Below are 19,396 nucleotides of genomic sequence, written 5' to 3' on the forward strand. Positions count from 1 at the left end.
CGGAGTCCCCTTTCCGCTTTGTTGAAGTCATCCCCCCGTTTGGTTGAAGCCCCTCTCCCATTTCAACGCCCCTTCCCGTTTGGTTCGAGCTTGTCGAGAACGGGGCTCCGCGAGGGCATCAGTGAAGGGAGATCAACCGCCCTTTCCTCTGGTCAGTTCGCGCCTGTCGAGAACCCGCCTGCCCCAAGCAACCCGTTCTCGACGGGCGCTTCTCGACAAGCTCGAAGCTGCTCGAACCGAACGGAATGTGCGCGGGCGAGGCGTGAACTGAAAACCGTTCGTGCTGAGTAGGGACTGAGCGAAGTCGAAGGTTCGTATTGAAGCACCTTTGGCGCGGGTCCTTCGATACGCCATCTCGACAAGCTCAATAGCTACGCAGCAAAAACGGACAGCCCTATTCATCCGTCCGCATCTTCACCTTGTTCGGCAGGTCCTTCCCCTTGGTCCGCCGCGACGGCAACTGCACCGGGTTCTTCTTCTTCCAGTCCCCCCAACGCTTCGGGCCTTCGGGGGTATCGATGATCGTATCGTCGTCCATCACGCTATCCAAAACGAAAAGGGGCGGCGGATCAACGACCCGCCGCCCCGTTCTTTCCAGTCAGGAAACGATCAGCCGACCGTCCACGCTCCGTCGATCCGCGTCAGCGCACCCTGCTGGTTGCCTTCGCGGAGGGCGTCGGGCAGCAGTGCTTCCGGGAAGTCCTGATACGACACCGGCCGCAGGAAGCGGTGGATCGCCAGCGTGCCGACCGAGGTCGTGCGCCCGTCCGAAGTCGCCGGGAACGGCCCGCCATGGACCATCGCATGGCCCACTTCGACGCCGGTCGGCCAGCCATTGCACAGGATGCGGCCGACGGTGCGTTCCAGCACCGGGATCAGCTTGCGCGCGTCCTCGTAATCGCCCTCGTCGATCTGCAAGGTCGCGGTCAGCTGCCCTTCCAGCTTCGACAACACCTCGACCAGTTCGTCGGCATCGGTGCACTTCACGACCATCGACGACATGCCGAACACTTCGTGCGCATGCGCCGGATCGGCGATGAAGTCCTTGCCCGACACGGCAAAGATCGCGGCGCGGCCACGGGTCGGGCCTTCCGGTGCCTGCCCTTCGCCGACCAGCGTCACCGCCGGGCTCGACGCCAGCTTGGCGCGGCCTTCCTCGAACGCCTTGTGGATGCCGTCGCTCAGCATCACCTGCGCCGGGGTGCCGAGCAGCGCGTCGCCCGCCGTGTCGAGGAACGCGTCGAGCTCCGGCCCGTCGATGCCGAGCACCAGACCCGGATTGGTGCAGAACTGGCCCGCGCCCATGCTCAGCGACCCGACATAGCCCTTGGCCAGTGCCCCGCCGCGATTCTTGAGCGCTTCGGGCATCAGCACGACCGGGTTGATCGACGACATCTCGGCATAGACCGGGATCGGCTGCGGCCGTTCCTGCGCGACCTTCATCAGCGCGGTACCGCCGCTGCGCGAACCGGTGAAGCCGACCGCCTGCACGCGCGGATCGGCGACCAGCGCGGTGCCGATGACCTGACCCGACCCCGATACCATCGAGAACACGCCATCAGGCATGCCGGTCTTTTCCGCCGCACGGACGATCGCCAGTGCGACCAGTTCAGCGGTGCCGGGATGCGCCTGATGCGCCTTCACGATCACCGGGCAACCGGCGGCCAGCGCCGACGCGGTGTCGCCACCGGCGGTCGAGAAGGCAAGCGGGAAGTTCGACGCGCCGAACACGACGACCGGACCCACCGGAATGGTACGCAGCCGCAGGTCGGGCTTGGGCACCGGCGCGCGTGCGGCATCGGCGTGATCGATGCGCAGCTGCTGCCATGCGCCGTCGCGCACTTCCTTGGCGAACAAGCGCAGCTGACCGCAGGTACGGCCGCGCTCGCCGGTCAGGCGCGCGGTCGGCAGGCCGGTTTCGCGGCTGCCGCGTTCGATCAGCTCGTCGCCCAGCGCCTCGATCTCGTCGGCGATCGCGTCGAGGAAGCTCGCGCGCTGTTCGATCGGCAGCGCGGCATAGATCGGGAACGCCTGCGCCGCACGGGCGCATGCTTCTTCCGCGTCTTCCTTGGTGCCCTTCGAAAAACCTTCGCCGAACAGCGCGCCGGTCGCGGGGTCATAGGCCTGGAACAGATCGTCGCGGGCAACCCGCTTGGATCCCAGGAACAGTTCGCCGGTGATCGTCATGTGCATCCTCGTGTGATGGTGGCGTTGCCGTCCAGATAGGAACCGATAGCGCTAACGTAAATGGTCGACTCGGGTAATTACTCCGACAATCTATGCGGCGAATAGCGCGCCGGGTCGACCCCCTCCGGCACATCGCCCTGCCCGAGCAGCGCCGCGCACATCCGCGCGGCGGCGGGCGCGGTCTGGATACCGAAGCCGCCCTGCCCCGCGCACCAGAACAATCCCGGCACCCGCGTGTCGAACCCATAGACCGGCAACCGGTCGGGCGCAAAGCTGCGCAGGCCCGCCCAACGCCGCTCGACCGCTTCGACCCGCCAGTCGACCGCCGCCTCGAACCGGTCGATCGCCAGCGCGACGTCGATCTCCTCGGGCGCGACGTCGTGCGGCCGGTCGGGCGTCTCGTCATGCGGCGACAGCCATAGCCGCCCGCCCGGTTCGGGCTTGAAATAGAATCCGCCCGCCGTGTCGATCACCAGCGGCAGGTCGGGCGACGCGGGCGGATCGATCCGCACCTGCACCACCGTCCGGCGATAGGGCCGGATGCCGAGCGGTGCCGCCCCCAGCAAGGCGGCGACCCCGTCCGCCCATGCGCCGGCGGCGTTGACGACGATGTCGGCGACGATCGTCCCCGCCGCCGTCTGCAATTCCCAGCCGTCACCGACCCGCCGCGCCCCGGTCAGCCGCGCATCGCACCGGACGTCCACGCCGCCGCGCCGCGCCCTGGCCAGATAGGCGGCATGCAGCGCGCCGACATCGATATCGGCGCAACCCGGCGACCACAACGCATGCCACTCGCCGCGCAACCCCGCGACGACGCGGTGCGGATCGCGTCGCTCGATCGGCACGCCGCTGCTTGCAAAGTCCTGCGCCAGCGCGTCGAGCACCGCCGGATCGCGCGCCAGCAGCAATTCGCCGCGCGTCCGCAGGAAGCCGTGATCGGCGAACCCGGCGGGCGGCGCGTGCAGCAGCGGCCCCGATGCGGTCGTCAGCGGCTGGACCAGCGGCCCGCCATAGGTTTCCGACCAGAACGCCGCCGACCGTCCCGTCGCGTGATAGCCCGGCTGCGATTCGGCCTCGCACAGCACCACATCGTCCTGCGGGGCCAACTCGGCGGCAAGGCTGGCCCCCGCCATCCCCGCGCCGATGATTGCGACCCGCCGCCGCGTCATGCGTGCGCCCGGTGTGGCGCGGGGGCGCGGGCGTCGAGGAAGGTGTCGATCGCCGTAATCGCTTTGCCACGCACCGGGTCGGCCTCGCGCAGGATTTCATGCGCCGACTCCGCTCCGAACCGCAGCAGCTCGACATCGGGCAACCGCCCCGCGACCTCGATCGCGGCGCGCGGATCGACCAGCGCGTCGGTATCGGCGACCAGCATCTGCACCGGCACCCGCGTCTCCGCCAGTCGCGGATCGGCACGCAGCTCGCGCGTCGAGCGAAAGGCATCGATCACCCAGCGCCAGCTCGGCGGCCCGGTATGATGCAAGGGGTTGGCGCTGTGCCACCACAATTCGTCGGCATAGCGCGCCGGGTCATGGGTCAGCATCGACTCGCGCGGGCGCACCGTATGCGGGCGCTCGTTGCCCTTCCATGCGGGCCGGAGCGGGCTGCCCATCGCGCCCAGCACCCGCGCCATCCGCTCGCCGAATCGCGGCCCGATCGGCGCGCGCAGGCCCAGCATCGGCGCGACCAGCACGCACGCGGCCGGATCGATCCGCCGTTCGGCCACCGCGCGCAGCGCCAGATGCCCGCCCATCGAATGGCCGATGATCGCGCGTGGCCCCGCCGCCTGCCACTGGCTCCAGAAAGCGGTCAGGTCGTCGAGATAGGTTTCGAACCGGTCGATATCGCCGCAATCGCCCGCCGGGGTGCAGCGCCCCGATCCGCCCTGCCCGCGCCAATCGAACGCGGTGATGCTCCACCCGCGGACATGCCAATGGGCAAAGGCTTCGAGATATTTCTCGAACACGTCGCCGCGCCCGGTCTGGAACAACAGGCTCCCGCGCGGACGGACATTGGCGGCGGCGGCCCAATCGAACCGGCGATGCGCCCAGCCATCGGGGGCATGCCATGGCGTGATGGCGGCTGCGGCGGGAATCGCGCGACGGTACAGGGCGTGGGCGGCCATGGGTTCGGTTACGGTTTAGAAACCCCTCACGTCTAGTGTTAACGACATGTGGGGAAATCTCGTTCCGTGGCTGGCGCTCGCGCTCGTCCTGCTGCTCATGGCCGCGGGGATCGAGGATGCCCGCACCCGTGAAATCGCCAACTGGAAGAATGCGGCGATCGCGCTGCTGGCACCGCTGTGGTGGCTGGCCAACGACCTGTCGGGCATCGACATGGCGTGGCAGGCGGGCGTGGCGACCGGCGTCTTCGCGCTGTTCGTCGCCGCCTATGCCGCCGGACAGATGGGCGGCGGCGACGTGAAGCTGATCGGGGCGCTGGCGCTGTGGTTGCCGCCGGGGGCGGTGCTGTCGATGCTGCTGGTCATGTCGCTGCTCGGCGGGGCGTTGACCATCCTGTTCCTTGCCGATCGGTGGCGTCGCCGGGGGAAGGACGTGCCCGAAATCCCCTATGGCATCGCCATCGCGGTGGCCGGGATGCTGGCAATCGCGAACCCGATCTTAACCCATTCCGGTCATATTTGACCACGAATCGAACCGGCCAGACGAACTGAAAGGCCAATGAGGTCATGGACTCACGCAAATTGTTCCTGCTGGCCGGTGCGCTGGTCATCGCCGCGATGACGGCGTTGATGGCGCGCAGCCTGATGGTCGGGGCATCGGCCCCGGTCGCCGCGGCCAGTACGCCTGCCGAAGCGCCGATCGACGGTCCCCGCGTGCTGGTCGCGACCAGGGCGCTGGCGATCGGTACGATCATCGACGCCGCCGCCCTCCGGTTTCAGCCATGGCCCAAGGAACTGGTCGAAAACGCCTATTTCCTCGAATCCTCGCCCGATGCGCGCAATCTGGTCGGCACCGTCGTCCGCTTCGCGATCCCCGCCGGACAGCCGATCACGCAAGGGTCGCTGGTCAAGCCGGGCGACCGTGGCTTCCTCGCGGCCGCGCTGGGTCCGGGGATGCGCGCGGTGACGGTGCCGGTCTCGGCCCAGAGCGCGGTCGCGGGCTTCGTGTTTCCCGGCGACCGGGTCGATCTGGTGCTGACCCAGACCGTGGCCGGCGGTGGCGACGGGCCACCGCTCAAGGCGTCCGAGACGTTCCTGCGCAACCTTCGCGTGCTGGCGACCGACCAGCGCACCGACAAGAACAGCGACGATCAGGGCCGCACCGTCGTGTCGACCTATTCGACCGTCACCGTCGAGGCGACGCCGCGCATCGCCGAAAAGATCGCCGTCGCGCAGACCGTCGGCACGCTGTCGCTGTCGCTGCGCTCGATCGCCGACAACAAATCCGAACTCGAGGAAGCCATCGCCAGCGGCGACGTGCAGCTGCCGGCAAATGGCGATGCGAAGGCGGAAAAGGCGGCGCTCGACCGCATCGCCAGCCGCCCGCTCGATGGCCCGTCGACCTTTTCGACCGGTGCCGACGTGTCGCGGTTCCAGCGCAGCTCGGTCCCCGGCAAGGGCACCGACACGGCCGATGGCGCGGGCGGCACGATGACCGTCGCGGCAGGTCCCGCGCCCGGGGCCCCTGCCGCGCCGCACGGTCCGGTGGTTCGGATCACCCGCGGCAACGATGTGACCGACGTATCGGTCGGGGGAAACAAGTGATGCGCGCACTCCATCTGCTCCATCGGTCGCTGGCGGCGACGCTGTCGATCGTGCTGGTCGCCGGGCCGGTGCTGCCCGTGGCCGCCGCCGCGCCGGCACCCACGGCACCCGCCGTCCGCGCCGCCCGCATCGGCACGCCCGCCGCCGGCGTCCAGCGGCCGACCAACGACGTCCAGTTGTCGATCGGTCAGGGCGAACTCATCACCCTGCCCTCCAATGTCGTCGACGTGTGGGTGTCCAATCCCGGCGCGGCCGACGTCTATGTCGGCAATCCGCGCCAGATCCATCTGTTCGGCAAGGCCGATGGCGAAGCGACGGTGTTCGCCACCAACGCGAGCGGCGCAGTGATCTATTCGGCCAATGTCCGGGTGGGGCAGAACCTGACTTCGCTCGACCGGATGCTGAAGGCGGCGATGCCGGAAGCCGATATCCGCGTGACGACCGTCGGCCAGCTCGCGGTACTGAACGGCACCATCGCCTCGCCCGCCGACAGTGCGCAGGCCGAACGGCTGGTCGTGTCGCTGCTCAACCCCGGCGTTGCGACGTCCGATCCGAATGCGGTGCTGAAGATCGCGGTCATCAACCGGCTGAAGCTGGCGACGCCGCTACAGGTCAATCTGCAGGTCCGCATTGCCGAGGTCAGCCGCAACTTCGTCAAGAATATCGGCGTCAACCTGACGTCGCGCGACCGTTCGGGTGGCTTCCTGTTCGGGATCGCACAGGGGCGGCAGGGTACGATCACCACCGTGCCCGGCATCCCCGGATCCTCGCAGGTCATCGACGCCAACCGCGCCCGGATCGGCGACACCGTGTTCACCGCTCCGGCCAAAAGCTTGACCGGAACGACGCTCAACCTTGCCGGCCGGCTGCTCGGTCTCGAACTGCTCGGCGCGCTCGATCTGGGCGAACGCATCGGTCAGGTGACGACGCTCGCCAATCCCAACCTGACCGCCCTGTCGGGAGAGACGGGATCGTTCCTTGCCGGCGGTGAGATCCCGATCCCGGTCAGCCAGGGCCTCGGCGCGGTGTCGGTGCAGTACAAGCAATATGGCGTCAGCCTCGCCTACACCCCGACCGTGCTGGCCGACGGGCGCATCTCGCTGCGCGTCCGGCCCGAAGTGTCGCAACTGTCGGCGGCGGGCGCGGTCCAGATCGACGGGACCACCATCCCCGCGCTCACCACCCGCCGGGCCGAAACCACGGTCGAACTGGGATCGGGGCAGAGCATGATGATCGGCGGCCTGCTGTCGAACAGCCACGACAATTCGATCGACAAGGCCCCCGGCCTCGGCGACCTGCCGATCCTCGGCTCGCTGTTCCGCTCGAACGGTTTCACCCGCAACGAAACCGAACTGGTCATCGTTATCACCCCCTATCTGGTGAAGCCGGTCGACAGCCAGTCGCGCATCGCGCTGCCGACCGACGCCTATTCCAGTCCCGGCGATGTCGAACGCGTGCTGATGGGCCAGTTGCAGGGGCAGCGCCGTCCCGATCCGCGCCCGGTGCCGACCATGGCACCGCAGGGTCCGGCCCGGCCGTCGATCGGCCTGACCGCGCAGGTGCCGGTCGACCCCGCCACCGACACCGCCGACCCCGTCCCGCCCGCCCCGCGCAAGGGCGACCGCAAGGCCGGGCCGATCACCCCCGGTTTCAGCATTCAGTGAGGCACGCTTCGATGACCCTCCTCCGCATCCTCGCGCTCGGTTCCGCGCTGGCCGTCGGCGGCTGTTCCGGCACCGTCAATCGCGGCGTCGAATCGGTCCACCAGCCGGTCGTCTCGCGCGCCGCGTATGCGTTCGACGTCGCTGCCGGTCCCGGCGGCCTGGCTCCGGGCGAACGCGCCCGCCTCGCCGGCTGGCTGGAAACGATGCGCCTGCGCTATGGCGACGAGATCGGCATCGACGGTGCCGGTGACGAACCCGGCGTGCAGGCCGATGTCGCGGCAGAGGCGGCGCGCGTCGGGCTGTTGCTCGCCGACGCCGTCCCGCCGACGCCGGGCGCGATCGCACCGGGCACCGTCCGCGTCGTCGTGTCGCGCATGACCGCGTCGGTGCCGGGCTGTCCCGACACGTCGCGCACCTATCAGCCCAATTTCGAGGCGCAAACCTCGTCCGATTTCGGTTGCGCGACCAATTCCAACCTTGCCGCGATGGTCGCACGTCCCGGCGATCTGGTCCTCGGTCGATCGGCTCCGGGCACCACCGACACCATGGTGAACAGCAAGGCGGTCGGCGCGCTGCGGCGCGCGGCACCCAGCGGCAATGGCGGACAGGTCACCAACAGCGCCGGCAGCGCCAGTGGATCGAGCGGGAGCAGCAAGCAGTGAACGCGCCCTTCTCACTCGGCAAATCCGCTACCCGCGAACCCTTCATCGCCTTTGTCTGCGACGAATTTTCCGGCGACACGCTGCGCAGCGTCGCCACCGAACATGGCTGGCCGACCGAAAAGGTGCTGAAGGGCGGCCTGCGCAATGCGGTGCAGACGCTGGCGGTCTCAGCCAGCCCGCACGTGCTGCTGGTCGATCTGTCCGAATCGGGCGATCCGCTCAACGACATCAACGGTCTCGCCGAAGTCTGCGAACCCGGCACGATCGTGATCGCCACCGGGCAGGTCAACGACGTCCGCCTGTACCGCGATCTCGTGGCCAGCGGCATTCACGACTATCTGCTGAAGCCGCTCAACCCCGACATGGTCCGCGATTCGATCGTACAGGCCCATGCCCTGCTGAACGCGCCGAAGACCGCCGAGGCGTCGACCGAGCGTCCGCACAGCGCCACCGCGATCATCGGTACGCGCGGCGGCGCGGGCGCATCGACCGTCGCGACCTCGCTCGCATGGCTGATGGGCGAGCAGGAAAAGCGTACGACCGCGCTGCTCGACCTCGACGTGCATTTCGGCACCGGTGCGCTGGCACTCGATCTCGAACCCGGTCGCGGCCTGACCGACGCGATCGAAAATCCCAGCCGTATCGACGGACTGTTCATCGAACGCGCGATGGTGCGGGCGGGCGAACGGCTGTCGGTGCTGTCGGCCGAAGCGCCGATCAACGCCCCGATCGACACCGACGGCAGCGCCTTCTACCAGTTGCAGGAGGAGATGCGGAACGCGTTCGAATGCACGATCGTCGACCTGCCGCGCGGCATGCTGGTCAACCACCCGCATCTGATCGAAGAGGTGCAGACCGCGGTCATCGTCACCGAAATGACGCTGGCGGCGGCGCGCGATACCATTCGACTGCTGTCGTGGTTCCGCTCCAACGCACCGCACGTCAAGGTGCTGCTGCTCGCCAACCGCGTCCAGCCGCTGGCCGCACAGGAAATCAGCCGCAAGGATTTCGAAGGGTCGATCGAACGCAAGCTCGACTTCACGATGGCGTTCGACGGCAAGCTGGCGGCACAGGCGGCCAAGCTCGGCAAGCCGCTGGCCGAAGCGGCCAGGGGCAACCGCGCCATCGCGCCGCTGGTCGATCTCGCGCGGCATCTGTGTCGCCTGACCGAGGTCGAGGACGACGCGGCGGCCGAACCGGCCAAGGGGGGCACGTCGCTGGTCGGCAAACTCGCGAAGCTGCGCGCGCGCCTACCGGTCAAGGCGAAGAAGTAGGAGCGCGGGCACGGTCATGGCGATCCTCCCGATCCTGCTGCTGGGTGCCGGCGCGCTGCTGACGCTGACGCTGCTCGCCGTCGCCTTTTCGGGGCCATCGGGCGAACGTGCCCGCAGTCGCCGGCTGCTGGCGGTCCGCGAACGCCATGCGTCGTCCGCCAGCGCGACCGCGATGGAGGCGCAGATGCGCCGCATCGGCAACCGGGGCGCGACGCGCGGCGACCGCGCCGCCGCCCGCCTCCTCCCCAATGTCGAACAACTGCAACTCAGACTGCAACGCACCGGCCACAACTGGACCCTCGCCCAATATGGGCAGGCGACGCTGGGCGTGATCGCCGTCCTGTTCGCGTATCTGTTGTTCAAGGGGATGCCGGCGCTGTTGGCGCTGTTCATGGCGATCTCGGTCGGGCTCGGCCTGCCGCACATGGTCGTCAGCTATTTCATCAAACGGCGCATCGTCCGCTTCACCGCAAAGTTTCCCGACGCGATCGAATTGCTGGTCCGCGGCCTGCGCTCGGGCCTGCCGATCACCGAGACCATGACCGTCGTCGGCCAGGAAGTCGACGGTCCGGTGGGCGAGGAATTCCGGTTGGTGAGCGACCGGATGAAGATCGGCCGTTCGCTCGACGCTGCGTTGCAGGAAAGTGGCGACCGGCTCGGCACGCCCGAATTCCAGTTCTTCATCATCACCATCGCCATCCAGCGCGAAACCGGCGGCAACCTTGCCGAAACGCTCGCCAATCTGGCTGACGTGCTGCGCAAGCGGTCGCAGATGAAGCTGAAGATCAAGGCGATGTCGTCCGAATCCAAGGCGTCGGCCTATATCATCGGATCGTTGCCCTTCATCGTCTTCGCGCTGATCTGGACCATCAACGGCAAATATATGCAGAGCTTTTTCGTCGATCAGCGGCTGATGATCATCGGTGCCGGCGGCGTGCTGTGGATGGCGATCGGGGCGTTCATCATGTCCAAGATGATCAATTTCGAGATTTGATGCGATGCTGACCGCCTCCGCCCCGACCATCTTGGGTTTCGACATGGGCAATGTCGCGACGATGCTGTCGGGCATCGCCGCCTTGTCGATGCTGGTCGCCATCTATGTCGCGACGTCGGTCCGCGATCCGATGGCGCGCCGGGTGAAGGCGCTGAACGACCGTCGCGAACAGCTGAAGGCCGGCATCACCGCCTCCACCAGCAAGCGCCGCGCCAAGCTGGTGCAGAAGAACGAGGCGGCCGACCGCATCCGCGAACTGCTCGGTTCGATGAAGATGCTGCAGGATTCGCAGCTGAAGGCCGCGCAGCTGAAACTGATGCAGGCCGGCATCCGGTCGAAGGATTGGGCGGTCGCGGTCATTTTCGGCCGGCTGATGCTGCCGATCCTGTTCGGTCTGCCGACGATCTATATCGTCTATGGCACCGACAGTTTTGCCGACTGGTCGCCGTTCAAGGCCTATGGCCTCGTCGCGGGTACGCTGATCCTCGCGTACAAGGGCCCCGACATCTATCTCAAGAACCGGATCAGCAAACGGACCGACGCGATCCGCAAGGGGCTGCCCGATGCGCTCGACCTGCTGGTGATCTGTGCCGAGGCAGGGCTGACCGTCGATGCCGCCTTTACCCGCGTCGCGCGCGAACTCGGCCGGGCCTATCCCGAACTGGGCGAGGAATTCTCGCTCACCGCGATCGAACTGGGTTTTCTGACCGAGCGGCGGCAGGCGTTCGAAAACCTTGCGCTGCGCATCAACCTCGACGCGGTGAAGGGCGTGGTGACGACCATGATCCAGACCGAGAGATACGGCACCCCGCTGGCCAGCGCGCTGCGCGTCCTGTCGGCGGAATTCCGCAACGAACGCATGATGCGCGCCGAAGAAAAGGCAGCCCGTCTTCCCGCAATTATGACCGTGCCGCTGATCCTGTTCATCCTTCCCACCCTCTTCGTCGTCATCCTCGGCCCGGCGGCCTGCAGCATCAGCGACGCGTTCAGCAAGTAGCGCGCGGCCGGTCGGGCGCGGAACGCCGCCCCCGCCCGACCGTTGTCGCCCCGTACTCACCGAAGGGGCCCGCACATGCTGTTCCAGACGCCGACCCAATTCGCGGTTCTCGCGCTCGTTCTTCTCGCCGGCTGGTTTTTCGGCCTCGCCTCGTCCTCGGGCGGCAAGAAGTGGAAACAGCGGTTCCGCGACGAGGAAGCCGCCCACAAGGCGTATCGTACCGAAGTCGCCACCGACCTGAAGACCCGCGAAGCCCGGCTGCACGAGGTCGAGGTCGAGCGCGACCGGCTCCAGAAGGAACGCACCACCGCGACGACCGCCACCACCACCGCCGCCGCGACCGCCGGTGCCGCAAGCACTAGCCATGGCGGCGGCTTCTTCGGCTGGGGCCGCGACAATCTCTCGCGCATCCGCGGCATCGATCCCGATCTGGAGTCGGTGCTGAACGCACGCGGCATCAAGACCTACCGCTCGATCGAGGGGTTGAGCGAAGCCGACGAACGCGCGCTGGAGGATGATCTGCGCCTGCGCTCCGGCACGATCGATCATGAACGCTGGCGCGAACAGGCGGCGATGCTCCGCGAAGGCCGCGACGACGACCATGGCAGCCGCTGGGGTTGATCGGTTAGGCGGTGCAAGGGTCCCGCGCGTCGAAGGCGCGCTGGGCGGCCAGCACCGCACCGATCCGCTGTTCCGACCACATCATCAGCGTGCGTAACGCATCGATCAGTTCGCCGCCCATCGGCGTGATCGTATAAGTCACGCTGACGGGCTTGGTCGCGACGACACTTCGCGTCACCAGTCCGTCCCGTTCGAGCATCCGCAGCGTCTGGCTCAGCATCTTTTGCGACACCCCGGCGATCCGTCGCTTCAGTTCGTTGAACCGGCCGGGTCGTTCGCTCAGCAGCAACAGCACCAATACGCTCCATTTGTCCCCGATCCGGTCGAGCAACAGCCGGGTCGGGCAATCGGCGTCGAACACGTCGCCCTTGCGCCACGCGGTTTCCGGCAGGGTACCGGGTATCGAAAAAGTACCTTCTTGCATCATGGGTATCCGTATAGCACGTGGTACCCATTGGATACCAATGGAGATGCACGATGGATGTTGTGGTACTGGGCGCAAGCGGCAATGCCGGTTCGGAGATTACGCGCGAGCTCGCCAACCGCGGGCACCACGTCCGCGCCATCGCGCGCAAGCCCGATGCCATCCCCGACCTGCCCGGCGTTACCCGGATCGCCGGCGATGCTCATGACGCCAGTGAATTGGCCGAACGGATCGCCGGGGCCGACGCGGTCATCAGCGCGCTGCATTTCGACGTCACCGCCGACACGCTGCTCGCGGCGTTGCGCAAGGCGGGGGTCGGACGGCTGCTGGTCACCGGGGGTGCCGCCAGCCTGGAGATCGCGCCGGGCGTACGGCTGATCGATTCGCCCGACTTTCCCGCCGAATGGCGCGACTTCGCGATGGGCGGCATCGCCTTTCTCGACGCGCTGCGCCCGGTACAGGACGTGGACTGGACGTTCTTCTCGCCCGCCGCGCTGATCGAACCGGGCGAGCGCACCGGGAAGTACCGGCTCGGCACCGATACGCTGGTCACCGACGATGCCGGGGTCAGCCGGATCAGCTTCGCCGACTTCGCGATCGCGATGGTCGACGAGCTGGAGGCCCATCGCCACCCCCGCGCCCGCTTCACCGCCGCCTATTGAAACCGCCGCGCGCCCCGGTTGCGACCGGGGCGGGGCATCATCAGAACGTCACCCATTCGGGCCCGCCGGGGAACACCACGTCCTCGACCTTGTCGCCGATCTTGGTGACCGCCAGCAGGATGGCCAGCACGACGATCAGGTCGAACACGATCACCGCGCCCCAGACGAACGCCGGGTGGAACGGGCCGATGCGATCGAACCCGTCCTTGGTTACCCGCGCCGCATCGTTCGTCCGTGCGCCGCTCACTTCTTCAACGCCGCCTGCGCCGCCGCCAGCCGGGCGATCGGCACGCGATACGGGCTGGCCGATACGTAATCGAGCCCGACCGTCTCGCAGAACGCGATCGACGCCGGATCGCCGCCATGTTCGCCACAGATGCCGAGCTTGATGTCGGGCCGGGTCTTGCGCCCGCGCTCGGCGGCCAATTCGATCAGTTCACCGACACCCTCGACGTCGATCGAGACGAACGGATCGCGCGCGTAAATGCCCTTTTCGACATAGGCCCCCAGGAACCGGCTGGCATCGTCGCGGCTGACGCCCAGCGTCGTCTGGGTCAAATCGTTGGTCCCGAACGAGAAGAACTCGCCAGCCTCGGCGATCTCGCCGGCCTTCAGCGCGGCGCGCGGCAGTTCGATCATCGTGCCGACCAGATATTCGATCGTCCGCCCCTTGTCGGCGAACACCGCCTGCGCCGCCTTGTCGACGACGATCTTCATCAGCTCCAGCTCGCGCTTGGTGCCGACGAGCGGGATCATGACCTCGGGGATCGGAGCCTCGCCCGACTTCTCGGCGACGATCACCGCCGCTTCGAAGATCGCACGCGCCTGCATCTCGTAGATTTCAGGGTATGTAACGCCCAGCCGGCAGCCGCGATGACCCAGCATCGGGTTGAATTCGTGCAGCTCGGCGGCACGGCGCTTCAGCTGCTCGACCTCGATCCCCGCCGCCTGCGCGACTTCGGCGAACTCGGCCTCGGCATGCGGCAGGAATTCATGGAGCGGCGGGTCGAGCAAGCGGATGGTACAGGGCAGCCCGACCATGACCTCGAAAATCTCGACGAAATCGCTGCGCTGTTCGGGCAGCAACCGCTCCAGCGCCACGCGCCGCCCGGCTTCGTCCTCGGCAAGGATCATCTGCCGCACGGCGGTGATCCGCGACTGTTCGAAGAACATATGCTCGGTGCGGCACAGCCCGATGCCCTCGGCGCCGAAATCACGCGCGGTGCGGCAATCGAGCGGGGTTTCGGCGTTGGTCCGGACCTTCAGGCGGCGGACGCCATCGGCCCATTCCATCAACGTGCCGAAATCACCGGCCAGTTCGGGCTGCACCGTCGCGACGGCTCCGGCCATCACTTCGCCAGTCGCGCCGTCGATGGTGACGATATCGCCCTCGCGAATCTCCCGGCCGGCGACCTTCATCACCCCCGCCTTGGCATCGATCGAGATGCTGCCCGCGCCCGACACGCACGGCCGGCCCATGCCGCGCGCCACGACCGCCGCGTGGCTGGTCATGCCGCCGCGCGCGGTCAGGATGCCCCGCGCCGCGTGCATCCCGTGAATGTCTTCCGGCGAGGTTTCGGTGCGGATCAGGATCACCGCGTCGCCGGCGTTCGAGCGCCGCTCCGCCGTATCGCTGTCGAACACTGCAAAGCCGCTCGCCGCCCCCGGCGATGCCGGCAGCCCCTTGGTCAGCACGTCGCGCGTGGCATCGGGGTCGAGCGTCGGGTGGAGCAGTTGGTCGAGCGCCTGTGGATCGACGCGCGCGATCGCTTCCTCGCGCGAAATCAGCCCTTCCTCGGCCATGTCGACCGCGATCTTCAGCGCCGCCTTGGCGGTGCGCTTGCCCGACCGGGTCTGGAGCATCCACAGCTTGCCCTGCTGCACCGTGAATTCGATGTCCTGCATGTCGCGGTAATGCCGCTCCAGCTGGTCGAACACCGCCGCCAGTTCGGCGTAAGCCTCGGGCATCGCCTCTTCCATCGACAGCGGCTTGGCGTTCGCCGTCTCGCGCGCGGCCCTGGTCAGATATTGCGGCGTGCGGATGCCAGCGACGACGTCCTCGCCCTGCGCGTTGATCAGGAATTCGCCATAATAGGCATTCTGCCCGGTCGAGGGGTCGCGGGTGAAGGCGACGCCGGTCGCCGACGTGTCGCCCATATTGCCGAACACCATCGCCTGCACGTTGACCGCCGTGCCCCAGTCACCCGGAATGTCGTTCAACCGGCGATACACCTTGGCCCGGTCCGCCTGCCACGATCCGAACACCGCGCCGATCGCGCCCCATAGCTGGTCGTGCACGTCCTGCGGGAACGGCTTGCCCCACAGCTCGACGACGATGTCCTTGTACTGCGCGACCAGCGCGCGCCAGTCATCGGCGGTCAGATCGGTGTCGAGATAATAGCCGCGATCTTCCTTCGCGATTTCCAGCGCCTCCTCGAACCGGCCATGGTCGAGTTCGAGCACGACGTCCGAATACATCTGGATGAAACGGCGATAGCTGTCCCATGCAAAGCGCGCGTCGTCCGACACACTCGCCAGCCCCTCGACCGTCTGGTCGTTCAGGCCGAGGTTCAGCACCGTGTCCATCATCCCTGGCATCGAAATGCGCGCGCCCGAGCGGACCGACACCAGCAACGGATCGGCGGCATCGCCGAACGTCTTGCCGGTAATCCCCTCGATATGGGCGATGCCGGTCTTCACCTCGTCCTGCACGCTTTCGGGAAAGGTCTGACCTTCCTCATAATAGCGCGTGCACATCGTCGTCGCGATGGTGAAGCCCGGCGGCACCGGCAGCCCGATCGACGCCATTTCGGCAAGGTTCGCGCCCTTGCCGCCCAGCAACACCTTGTCGCCCGATCCCCCGTCCGAAACCCCGCCGCCGAAGCGATAGACATAATGCGTCATTGCTCGTTCCCCATGCTTTCCGCGCGGGTAGTCCCGCGGCGGGGTATCTGATTCGATCGGGCCATGCCCGGTGCCCCCGTTAAACGGGTTAAACCGGCAGGTCAGCCCTCAATTTTCGAGAAATCGGCAACCCGGTGTACCGCATCGCGCACCCGGGCCAGCAACGACAGGCGCGCGGTGCGCTTGTGCGGGTCGGCATCGTTGACCGTCACGTCGGTAAAGAACGCATCGATCGGCGCGCGCAGCGAGGCGAGTGCCGCCATCGCGCCGGCGAAATCCTCGGCCTCGACCGCCTTCTCCGCCTGCGGTTCGGCCGCATCGAGCGCGGCGATCAACGCCGCCTCGGCCGGCTCGCGGTCATAGTCGCGCGCTTCCCGTTCCGTCCGCGCCAGTTCGGTGACGACCGGCGCGAAGTCCGGATCCTCGACCATCGCCAGCGGGTCTTCCTCGCCGGTTTCGGGGATATGCTTGCTCGCGCCCGGCGCTTCCTTCTTCAGGATATTCGCCGCACGCTTGTATCCGGCGAGCAGGTTCGTCCCGTCCCCGGTGGTGACGAAGGATTGCAGTGCATGAACGCGCGCGAGCAGGCGGACGAGATCGTCCTCGCCGCCGAGCGCGAAGACCGCGTCGATCAGGTCATGACGGACGCCCGCTTCGCGCTGCTGGACCTTCAGGCGGTCGGCAAAGAAGTCGAGGACATCCTCATACGCCGTCGCGCCCGCTGCCGAGGTCGCCTTCGACAACGACACGCGCAAGCCATTGTCGAGCAGCAACGCCAGCACGCCCAATGCCGAGCGCCGCAGCGCGAACGGGTCCTTCGATCCGCTCGGCTTCAACCCGACGGCAAAGAATTGGACGATGCTGTCCAGCTTGTCCGCCAGCGCCACCGCAACCGTTACCGGCGCGGTCGGAACATCATCCCCCTGCCCGACCGGCTTGTAATGATCGCGCACCGCCTCGGCGACTTCGGCCGGTTCGCCCTGGGCAGCGGCGTAATAGCCGCCCATCAGCCCCTGCAATTCGGGGAACTCGCCGACCATCCCGGTGACCAGATCGGCCTTGGCGAGCCTTGCGGCGCGCTCGGCCATGTCGGCCAACCGCTCCCTCTCCCCTTCAGGGGAGAGGGCTGGGGAGAGGGGACTGTCCGCGAACGCAGCATCAGAGGAAGAAGAAGCCCCCTCTCCCAACCCTCTCCCCTGAAGGGGAGAGGGCTTTACGACGCCACTCTCGACCAACCACCGCGCGAGCTTCGCGACCCGCTCGACCTTGTCCGCAACCGTGCCGAGCTTCTCATGAAACACGATCTTCTCGAGCTTTGGCAACTGGTCCTCCAGCCGCGTCTTCAGATCGGTCTCGTAAAAGAATTTCGCATCCGACAGCCGCGCCGCCAGCACCTTGGCATTGCCCGCGACGATCCGCTCGCCGCCGTCCGCCGCATCGATATTGGCGGTACAGACGAACGCATTCGCCAGCTTGCCCTCGCCATCGCGGCACACGAAATATTTCTGGTTCACCCGCGCGGTCAGCTGGATCACCTCCGGCGGCACGGCCAGGAACGCTTCGTCGAAACGCCCGATCAACGGCACCGGCCATTCGGTAAGGCCGGCATTCTCCGCCAGCAGCCCTTCGTCCTCGACCAGCTTCAGTCCGGCACCCTGCGCCGCCATCTTGGCCCCGACCGCGATGATCGCGGCGCGTTCGTCCTGATCGACGATCACATGGCACGCGCGCAGCTTCTCGACATAGTCCGCCGCCGAGCCGATCGTGATCGCGCCGGGGTGATGGAAACGATGCCCCAGCGTCACCGCGCCGCTGGTCACGCCCGCGACCTCGCACGGCACGACCTCGCTGCCGAACAGCGCGACGATGCCCTGCAACGGCCGTACCCAGCGTGGGGACTCCGGGCTAAGCGACACCGCGCCCCAGCGCATCGATTTGGGCCACGGGAAGGCGCGCACGATCGCCGGGATCGCGGCGGCCAGCACCTGCGCCGTCTCCCGCCCCGGTACTTCGGTCACGGCGAAGAACACGCCGTCGCGCTCGGTCAGCGCCTCGCGCGTCAGCCCGGTCTTGCGCAGAAACCCTTCCAGCGCCTGTGGCGGGGCCGACGCGCGCGGCCCCTTCACCTCTTCGCGCACCGGCTCGGTCCGCTCGGGCAGGTCGTGCGCGATCAGCACCAGCCGGCGCGGCGTCGCATAGGTCGTGATCCGCCCCGCCGCGATGCCGGCCTTCGCCAGTTCACCGACGAACAGCCTGGACAAATCCTCGCGGGCCTTGGCCTGCATCCGTGCCGGAATCTCTTCCGACCGCAGTTCGAGCAGGAAATCGGTCATGCCACCCACCCCGGAAACTTCGCCTGCCATGTCGGCGTCTGCGTCTCGATAAATTTCGCGCACGATGCCTTCGCCAGATCGCGCACCCGCCCGATATAGGCCTGCCGCTCCGCGACCGAGATCACCCCGCGCGCATTCAGCAGGTTGAACAAATGGCTCGCCTCGATCGCCTGTTCATAGGCCGCGATCGGCACGTCGTTGGCCAGCGCATTCTCGCACTCGGCCGCCGCCTTTTTGAACAGGTCGAACAGCCCGTCGGTATCGGCGACCTCGAAATTCCATTTCGACATCTGCTTCTCGTTTTCGAGAAACACGTCGCCATAGGTCACGCCCGCGTCGTTGAACGCGAGGTCGTACACGCTGTCCTTGTCCTGGATATACATGGCCAGCCGCTCCAGCCCATAGGTCAGCTCGCCCGCGACCGGCTTGCAATCGAACCCGCCCATCTGCTGGAAATAGGTGAACTGGGTGACTTCCATCCCGTCGCACCACACTTCCCAGCCAAGGCCCCACGCGCCCAGCGTCGGCGATTCCCAGTCATCCTCGACGAAGCGGATGTCATGCTGGGTAAAGTCGATCCCGATCGCGGCCAGCGACCCCAGATACAGTTCCTGCAAATCAGGCGGCGAGGGCTTCAGGATCACCTGATACTGGTAATAATGCTGCAACCGGTTCGGGTTCTCGCCATAGCGCCCGTCGGTCGGCCGGCGCGAAGGCTGGACGAACGCCGCATTCCACGGCTCCGGCCCCAGCGCGCGCAGCGTGGTCGCCGGGTGGAACGTCCCCGCCCCCATCCGCATGTCATAGGGTTGCAGGATGACGCAGCCCCGATCGCTCCAATAGTCATGGAGCGTCAGGATCATTTTCTGGAAGCTGAGCGGGGCGGACATGGTTTCGCCTATTGATGCAAGAGCCTGTGCGCCTAGCCGGATCGTCGCGCGCCGGTC

The 19,396-nt window shown here is 67.2% G+C and carries 18 protein-coding genes; 9 read left to right on the top strand and 9 right to left on the bottom strand.

Annotated elements, in window-relative coordinates; genetic code table 11:
• Positions 1–394: 394 nt before the first annotated feature.
• The 4 genes from ASE70_RS20225 to ASE70_RS15675 form a co-directional block, all read right to left on the bottom strand.
• Entirely contained in the window at positions 395–538 is a 144-nt protein-coding gene (locus ASE70_RS20225; RefSeq protein WP_162233638.1) for a hypothetical protein, read from the bottom strand.
• A gap of 71 nt (positions 539–609) precedes the next feature.
• A complete protein-coding gene (locus ASE70_RS15665; protein ID WP_056506731.1) occupies positions 610–2,187 on the bottom strand; it encodes an aldehyde dehydrogenase (NADP(+)) in 1,578 nt (525 codons plus the stop codon).
• 77 nt (positions 2,188–2,264) lie between these two features.
• The gene (locus tag ASE70_RS15670; RefSeq protein ID WP_056506734.1) at positions 2,265–3,356 is read right to left on the bottom strand and encodes an NAD(P)/FAD-dependent oxidoreductase; all 1,092 of its coding nucleotides are present in this window, start codon (positions 3,354–3,356) and stop codon (positions 2,265–2,267) included.
• Positions 3,353–4,312 (bottom strand): alpha/beta fold hydrolase, encoded by a 960-nt coding sequence (locus tag ASE70_RS15675; RefSeq protein WP_056506737.1) that lies wholly within the window; start codon positions 4,310–4,312, stop codon positions 3,353–3,355. Before ASE70_RS15675 ends, ASE70_RS15670 begins: the two co-directional genes overlap by 4 nt.
• Positions 4,313–4,358: 46 nt before the next feature.
• Here ASE70_RS15675 and ASE70_RS15680 point away from each other — a divergent pair, with 46 nt between their 5' ends.
• The 8 genes from ASE70_RS15680 to ASE70_RS15715 all read left to right on the top strand — a co-directional run bounded on the left by ASE70_RS15680 (position 4,359) and on the right by ASE70_RS15715 (position 12,126).
• Positions 4,359–4,832: an A24 family peptidase gene (locus tag ASE70_RS15680; RefSeq protein ID WP_056394760.1), complete on the top strand. Its 474-nt coding sequence runs from the start codon at positions 4,359–4,361 to the stop codon at positions 4,830–4,832.
• A 44-nt stretch (positions 4,833–4,876) separates the two neighbouring features.
• A complete protein-coding gene (cpaB, locus tag ASE70_RS15685) occupies positions 4,877–5,914 on the top strand; it encodes a Flp pilus assembly protein CpaB (protein WP_056506741.1) in 1,038 nt (345 codons plus the stop codon).
• Positions 5,914–7,578: a type II and III secretion system protein family protein gene (locus tag ASE70_RS15690; protein WP_056506744.1), complete on the top strand. Its 1,665-nt coding sequence runs from the start codon at positions 5,914–5,916 to the stop codon at positions 7,576–7,578. The genes cpaB and ASE70_RS15690 overlap by 1 nt, the downstream gene beginning before the upstream one ends.
• Before the next feature lie 11 nt (positions 7,579–7,589).
• Positions 7,590–8,240 (top strand): CpaD family pilus assembly protein, encoded by a 651-nt coding sequence (locus tag ASE70_RS15695; RefSeq protein ID WP_056394752.1) that lies wholly within the window; start codon positions 7,590–7,592, stop codon positions 8,238–8,240.
• Complete coding sequence (locus tag ASE70_RS15700) at positions 8,237–9,514, top strand: AAA family ATPase (RefSeq protein ID WP_056394751.1); 1,278 nt, start codon at positions 8,237–8,239, stop codon at positions 9,512–9,514. Before ASE70_RS15695 ends, ASE70_RS15700 begins: the two co-directional genes overlap by 4 nt.
• 16 nt (positions 9,515–9,530) lie before the next feature.
• The gene (locus ASE70_RS15705) at positions 9,531–10,508 is read left to right on the top strand and encodes a type II secretion system F family protein (protein WP_056394748.1); all 978 of its coding nucleotides are present in this window, start codon (positions 9,531–9,533) and stop codon (positions 10,506–10,508) included.
• A gap of 4 nt (positions 10,509–10,512) precedes the next feature.
• A complete protein-coding gene (locus ASE70_RS15710) occupies positions 10,513–11,505 on the top strand; it encodes a type II secretion system F family protein (RefSeq protein ID WP_200925656.1) in 993 nt (330 codons plus the stop codon).
• 75 nt (positions 11,506–11,580) lie between these two features.
• Entirely contained in the window at positions 11,581–12,126 is a 546-nt protein-coding gene (locus ASE70_RS15715) for a hypothetical protein (protein ID WP_056506746.1), read from the top strand.
• Between the two features lie 4 nt (positions 12,127–12,130).
• Here the strand turns inward: ASE70_RS15715 and ASE70_RS15720 are convergent, their stop codons facing one another.
• On the bottom strand, positions 12,131–12,550 hold the full coding sequence (locus tag ASE70_RS15720) for a winged helix-turn-helix transcriptional regulator (RefSeq protein ID WP_056506898.1): 420 nt from the start codon (positions 12,548–12,550) through the stop codon (positions 12,131–12,133).
• A gap of 53 nt (positions 12,551–12,603) precedes the next feature.
• Between ASE70_RS15720 and ASE70_RS15725 the strand changes: the two genes are divergently transcribed.
• Positions 12,604–13,212: an NAD(P)-dependent oxidoreductase gene (locus ASE70_RS15725; RefSeq protein WP_056506749.1), complete on the top strand. Its 609-nt coding sequence runs from the start codon at positions 12,604–12,606 to the stop codon at positions 13,210–13,212.
• A gap of 40 nt (positions 13,213–13,252) precedes the next feature.
• Here the strand turns inward: ASE70_RS15725 and ASE70_RS15730 are convergent, their stop codons facing one another.
• From ASE70_RS15730 to ASE70_RS15745, 4 genes are all read right to left on the bottom strand, one after another.
• The gene (locus ASE70_RS15730; protein WP_056394742.1) at positions 13,253–13,459 is read right to left on the bottom strand and encodes a hypothetical protein; all 207 of its coding nucleotides are present in this window, start codon (positions 13,457–13,459) and stop codon (positions 13,253–13,255) included.
• Positions 13,456–16,116 (bottom strand): pyruvate, phosphate dikinase, encoded by a 2,661-nt coding sequence (ppdK, locus tag ASE70_RS15735; RefSeq protein WP_056506752.1) that lies wholly within the window; start codon positions 16,114–16,116, stop codon positions 13,456–13,458. The genes ASE70_RS15730 and ppdK overlap by 4 nt, the downstream gene beginning before the upstream one ends.
• A gap of 101 nt (positions 16,117–16,217) precedes the next feature.
• On the bottom strand, positions 16,218–18,449 hold the full coding sequence (gene glyS, locus ASE70_RS15740; protein ID WP_056506901.1) for a glycine--tRNA ligase subunit beta: 2,232 nt from the start codon (positions 18,447–18,449) through the stop codon (positions 16,218–16,220).
• Complete coding sequence (locus ASE70_RS15745; protein WP_235512090.1) at positions 18,446–19,339, bottom strand: glycine--tRNA ligase subunit alpha; 894 nt, start codon at positions 19,337–19,339, stop codon at positions 18,446–18,448. The genes glyS and ASE70_RS15745 overlap by 4 nt, the downstream gene beginning before the upstream one ends.
• Positions 19,340–19,396 lie beyond the last annotated feature (57 nt).

This window comes from Sphingomonas sp. Leaf22 (assembly GCF_001421715.1).
In the GTDB taxonomy this organism is placed as follows: Bacteria; Pseudomonadota; Alphaproteobacteria; order Sphingomonadales; family Sphingomonadaceae; genus Sphingomonas.

Excerpts from the sequence above, each read along its gene's own strand:
- ASE70_RS15680 (WP_056394760.1), top strand. The coding sequence starts at position 4,359 with ATGTGGGGAAATCTCGTTCCGTGGCTGGCGCTCGCGCTCGTCCTGCTG.
- ASE70_RS15675 (WP_056506737.1), bottom strand. The coding sequence starts at position 4,312 with ATGGCCGCCCACGCCCTGTACCGTCGCGCGATTCCCGCCGCAGCCGCC.
- ASE70_RS15715 (WP_056506746.1), top strand. The coding sequence starts at position 11,581 with ATGCTGTTCCAGACGCCGACCCAATTCGCGGTTCTCGCGCTCGTTCTT.
- ASE70_RS15745 (WP_235512090.1), bottom strand. The coding sequence starts at position 19,339 with ATGTCCGCCCCGCTCAGCTTCCAGAAAATGATCCTGACGCTCCATGAC.
- ASE70_RS15665 (WP_056506731.1), bottom strand. The coding sequence starts at position 2,187 with ATGACGATCACCGGCGAACTGTTCCTGGGATCCAAGCGGGTTGCCCGC.
- ASE70_RS15710 (WP_200925656.1), top strand. The coding sequence starts at position 10,513 with ATGCTGACCGCCTCCGCCCCGACCATCTTGGGTTTCGACATGGGCAAT.
- ASE70_RS20225 (WP_162233638.1), bottom strand. The coding sequence starts at position 538 with ATGGACGACGATACGATCATCGATACCCCCGAAGGCCCGAAGCGTTGG.
- ASE70_RS15690 (WP_056506744.1), top strand. The coding sequence starts at position 5,914 with ATGCGCGCACTCCATCTGCTCCATCGGTCGCTGGCGGCGACGCTGTCG.
- ppdK (WP_056506752.1), bottom strand. The coding sequence starts at position 16,116 with ATGACGCATTATGTCTATCGCTTCGGCGGCGGGGTTTCGGACGGGGGA.
- ASE70_RS15720 (WP_056506898.1), bottom strand. The coding sequence starts at position 12,550 with ATGCAAGAAGGTACTTTTTCGATACCCGGTACCCTGCCGGAAACCGCG.
- ASE70_RS15705 (WP_056394748.1), top strand. The coding sequence starts at position 9,531 with ATGGCGATCCTCCCGATCCTGCTGCTGGGTGCCGGCGCGCTGCTGACG.
- ASE70_RS15695 (WP_056394752.1), top strand. The coding sequence starts at position 7,590 with ATGACCCTCCTCCGCATCCTCGCGCTCGGTTCCGCGCTGGCCGTCGGC.
- ASE70_RS15725 (WP_056506749.1), top strand. The coding sequence starts at position 12,604 with ATGGATGTTGTGGTACTGGGCGCAAGCGGCAATGCCGGTTCGGAGATT.
- glyS (WP_056506901.1), bottom strand. The coding sequence starts at position 18,449 with ATGACCGATTTCCTGCTCGAACTGCGGTCGGAAGAGATTCCGGCACGG.
- ASE70_RS15670 (WP_056506734.1), bottom strand. The coding sequence starts at position 3,356 with ATGACGCGGCGGCGGGTCGCAATCATCGGCGCGGGGATGGCGGGGGCC.
- cpaB (WP_056506741.1), top strand. The coding sequence starts at position 4,877 with ATGGACTCACGCAAATTGTTCCTGCTGGCCGGTGCGCTGGTCATCGCC.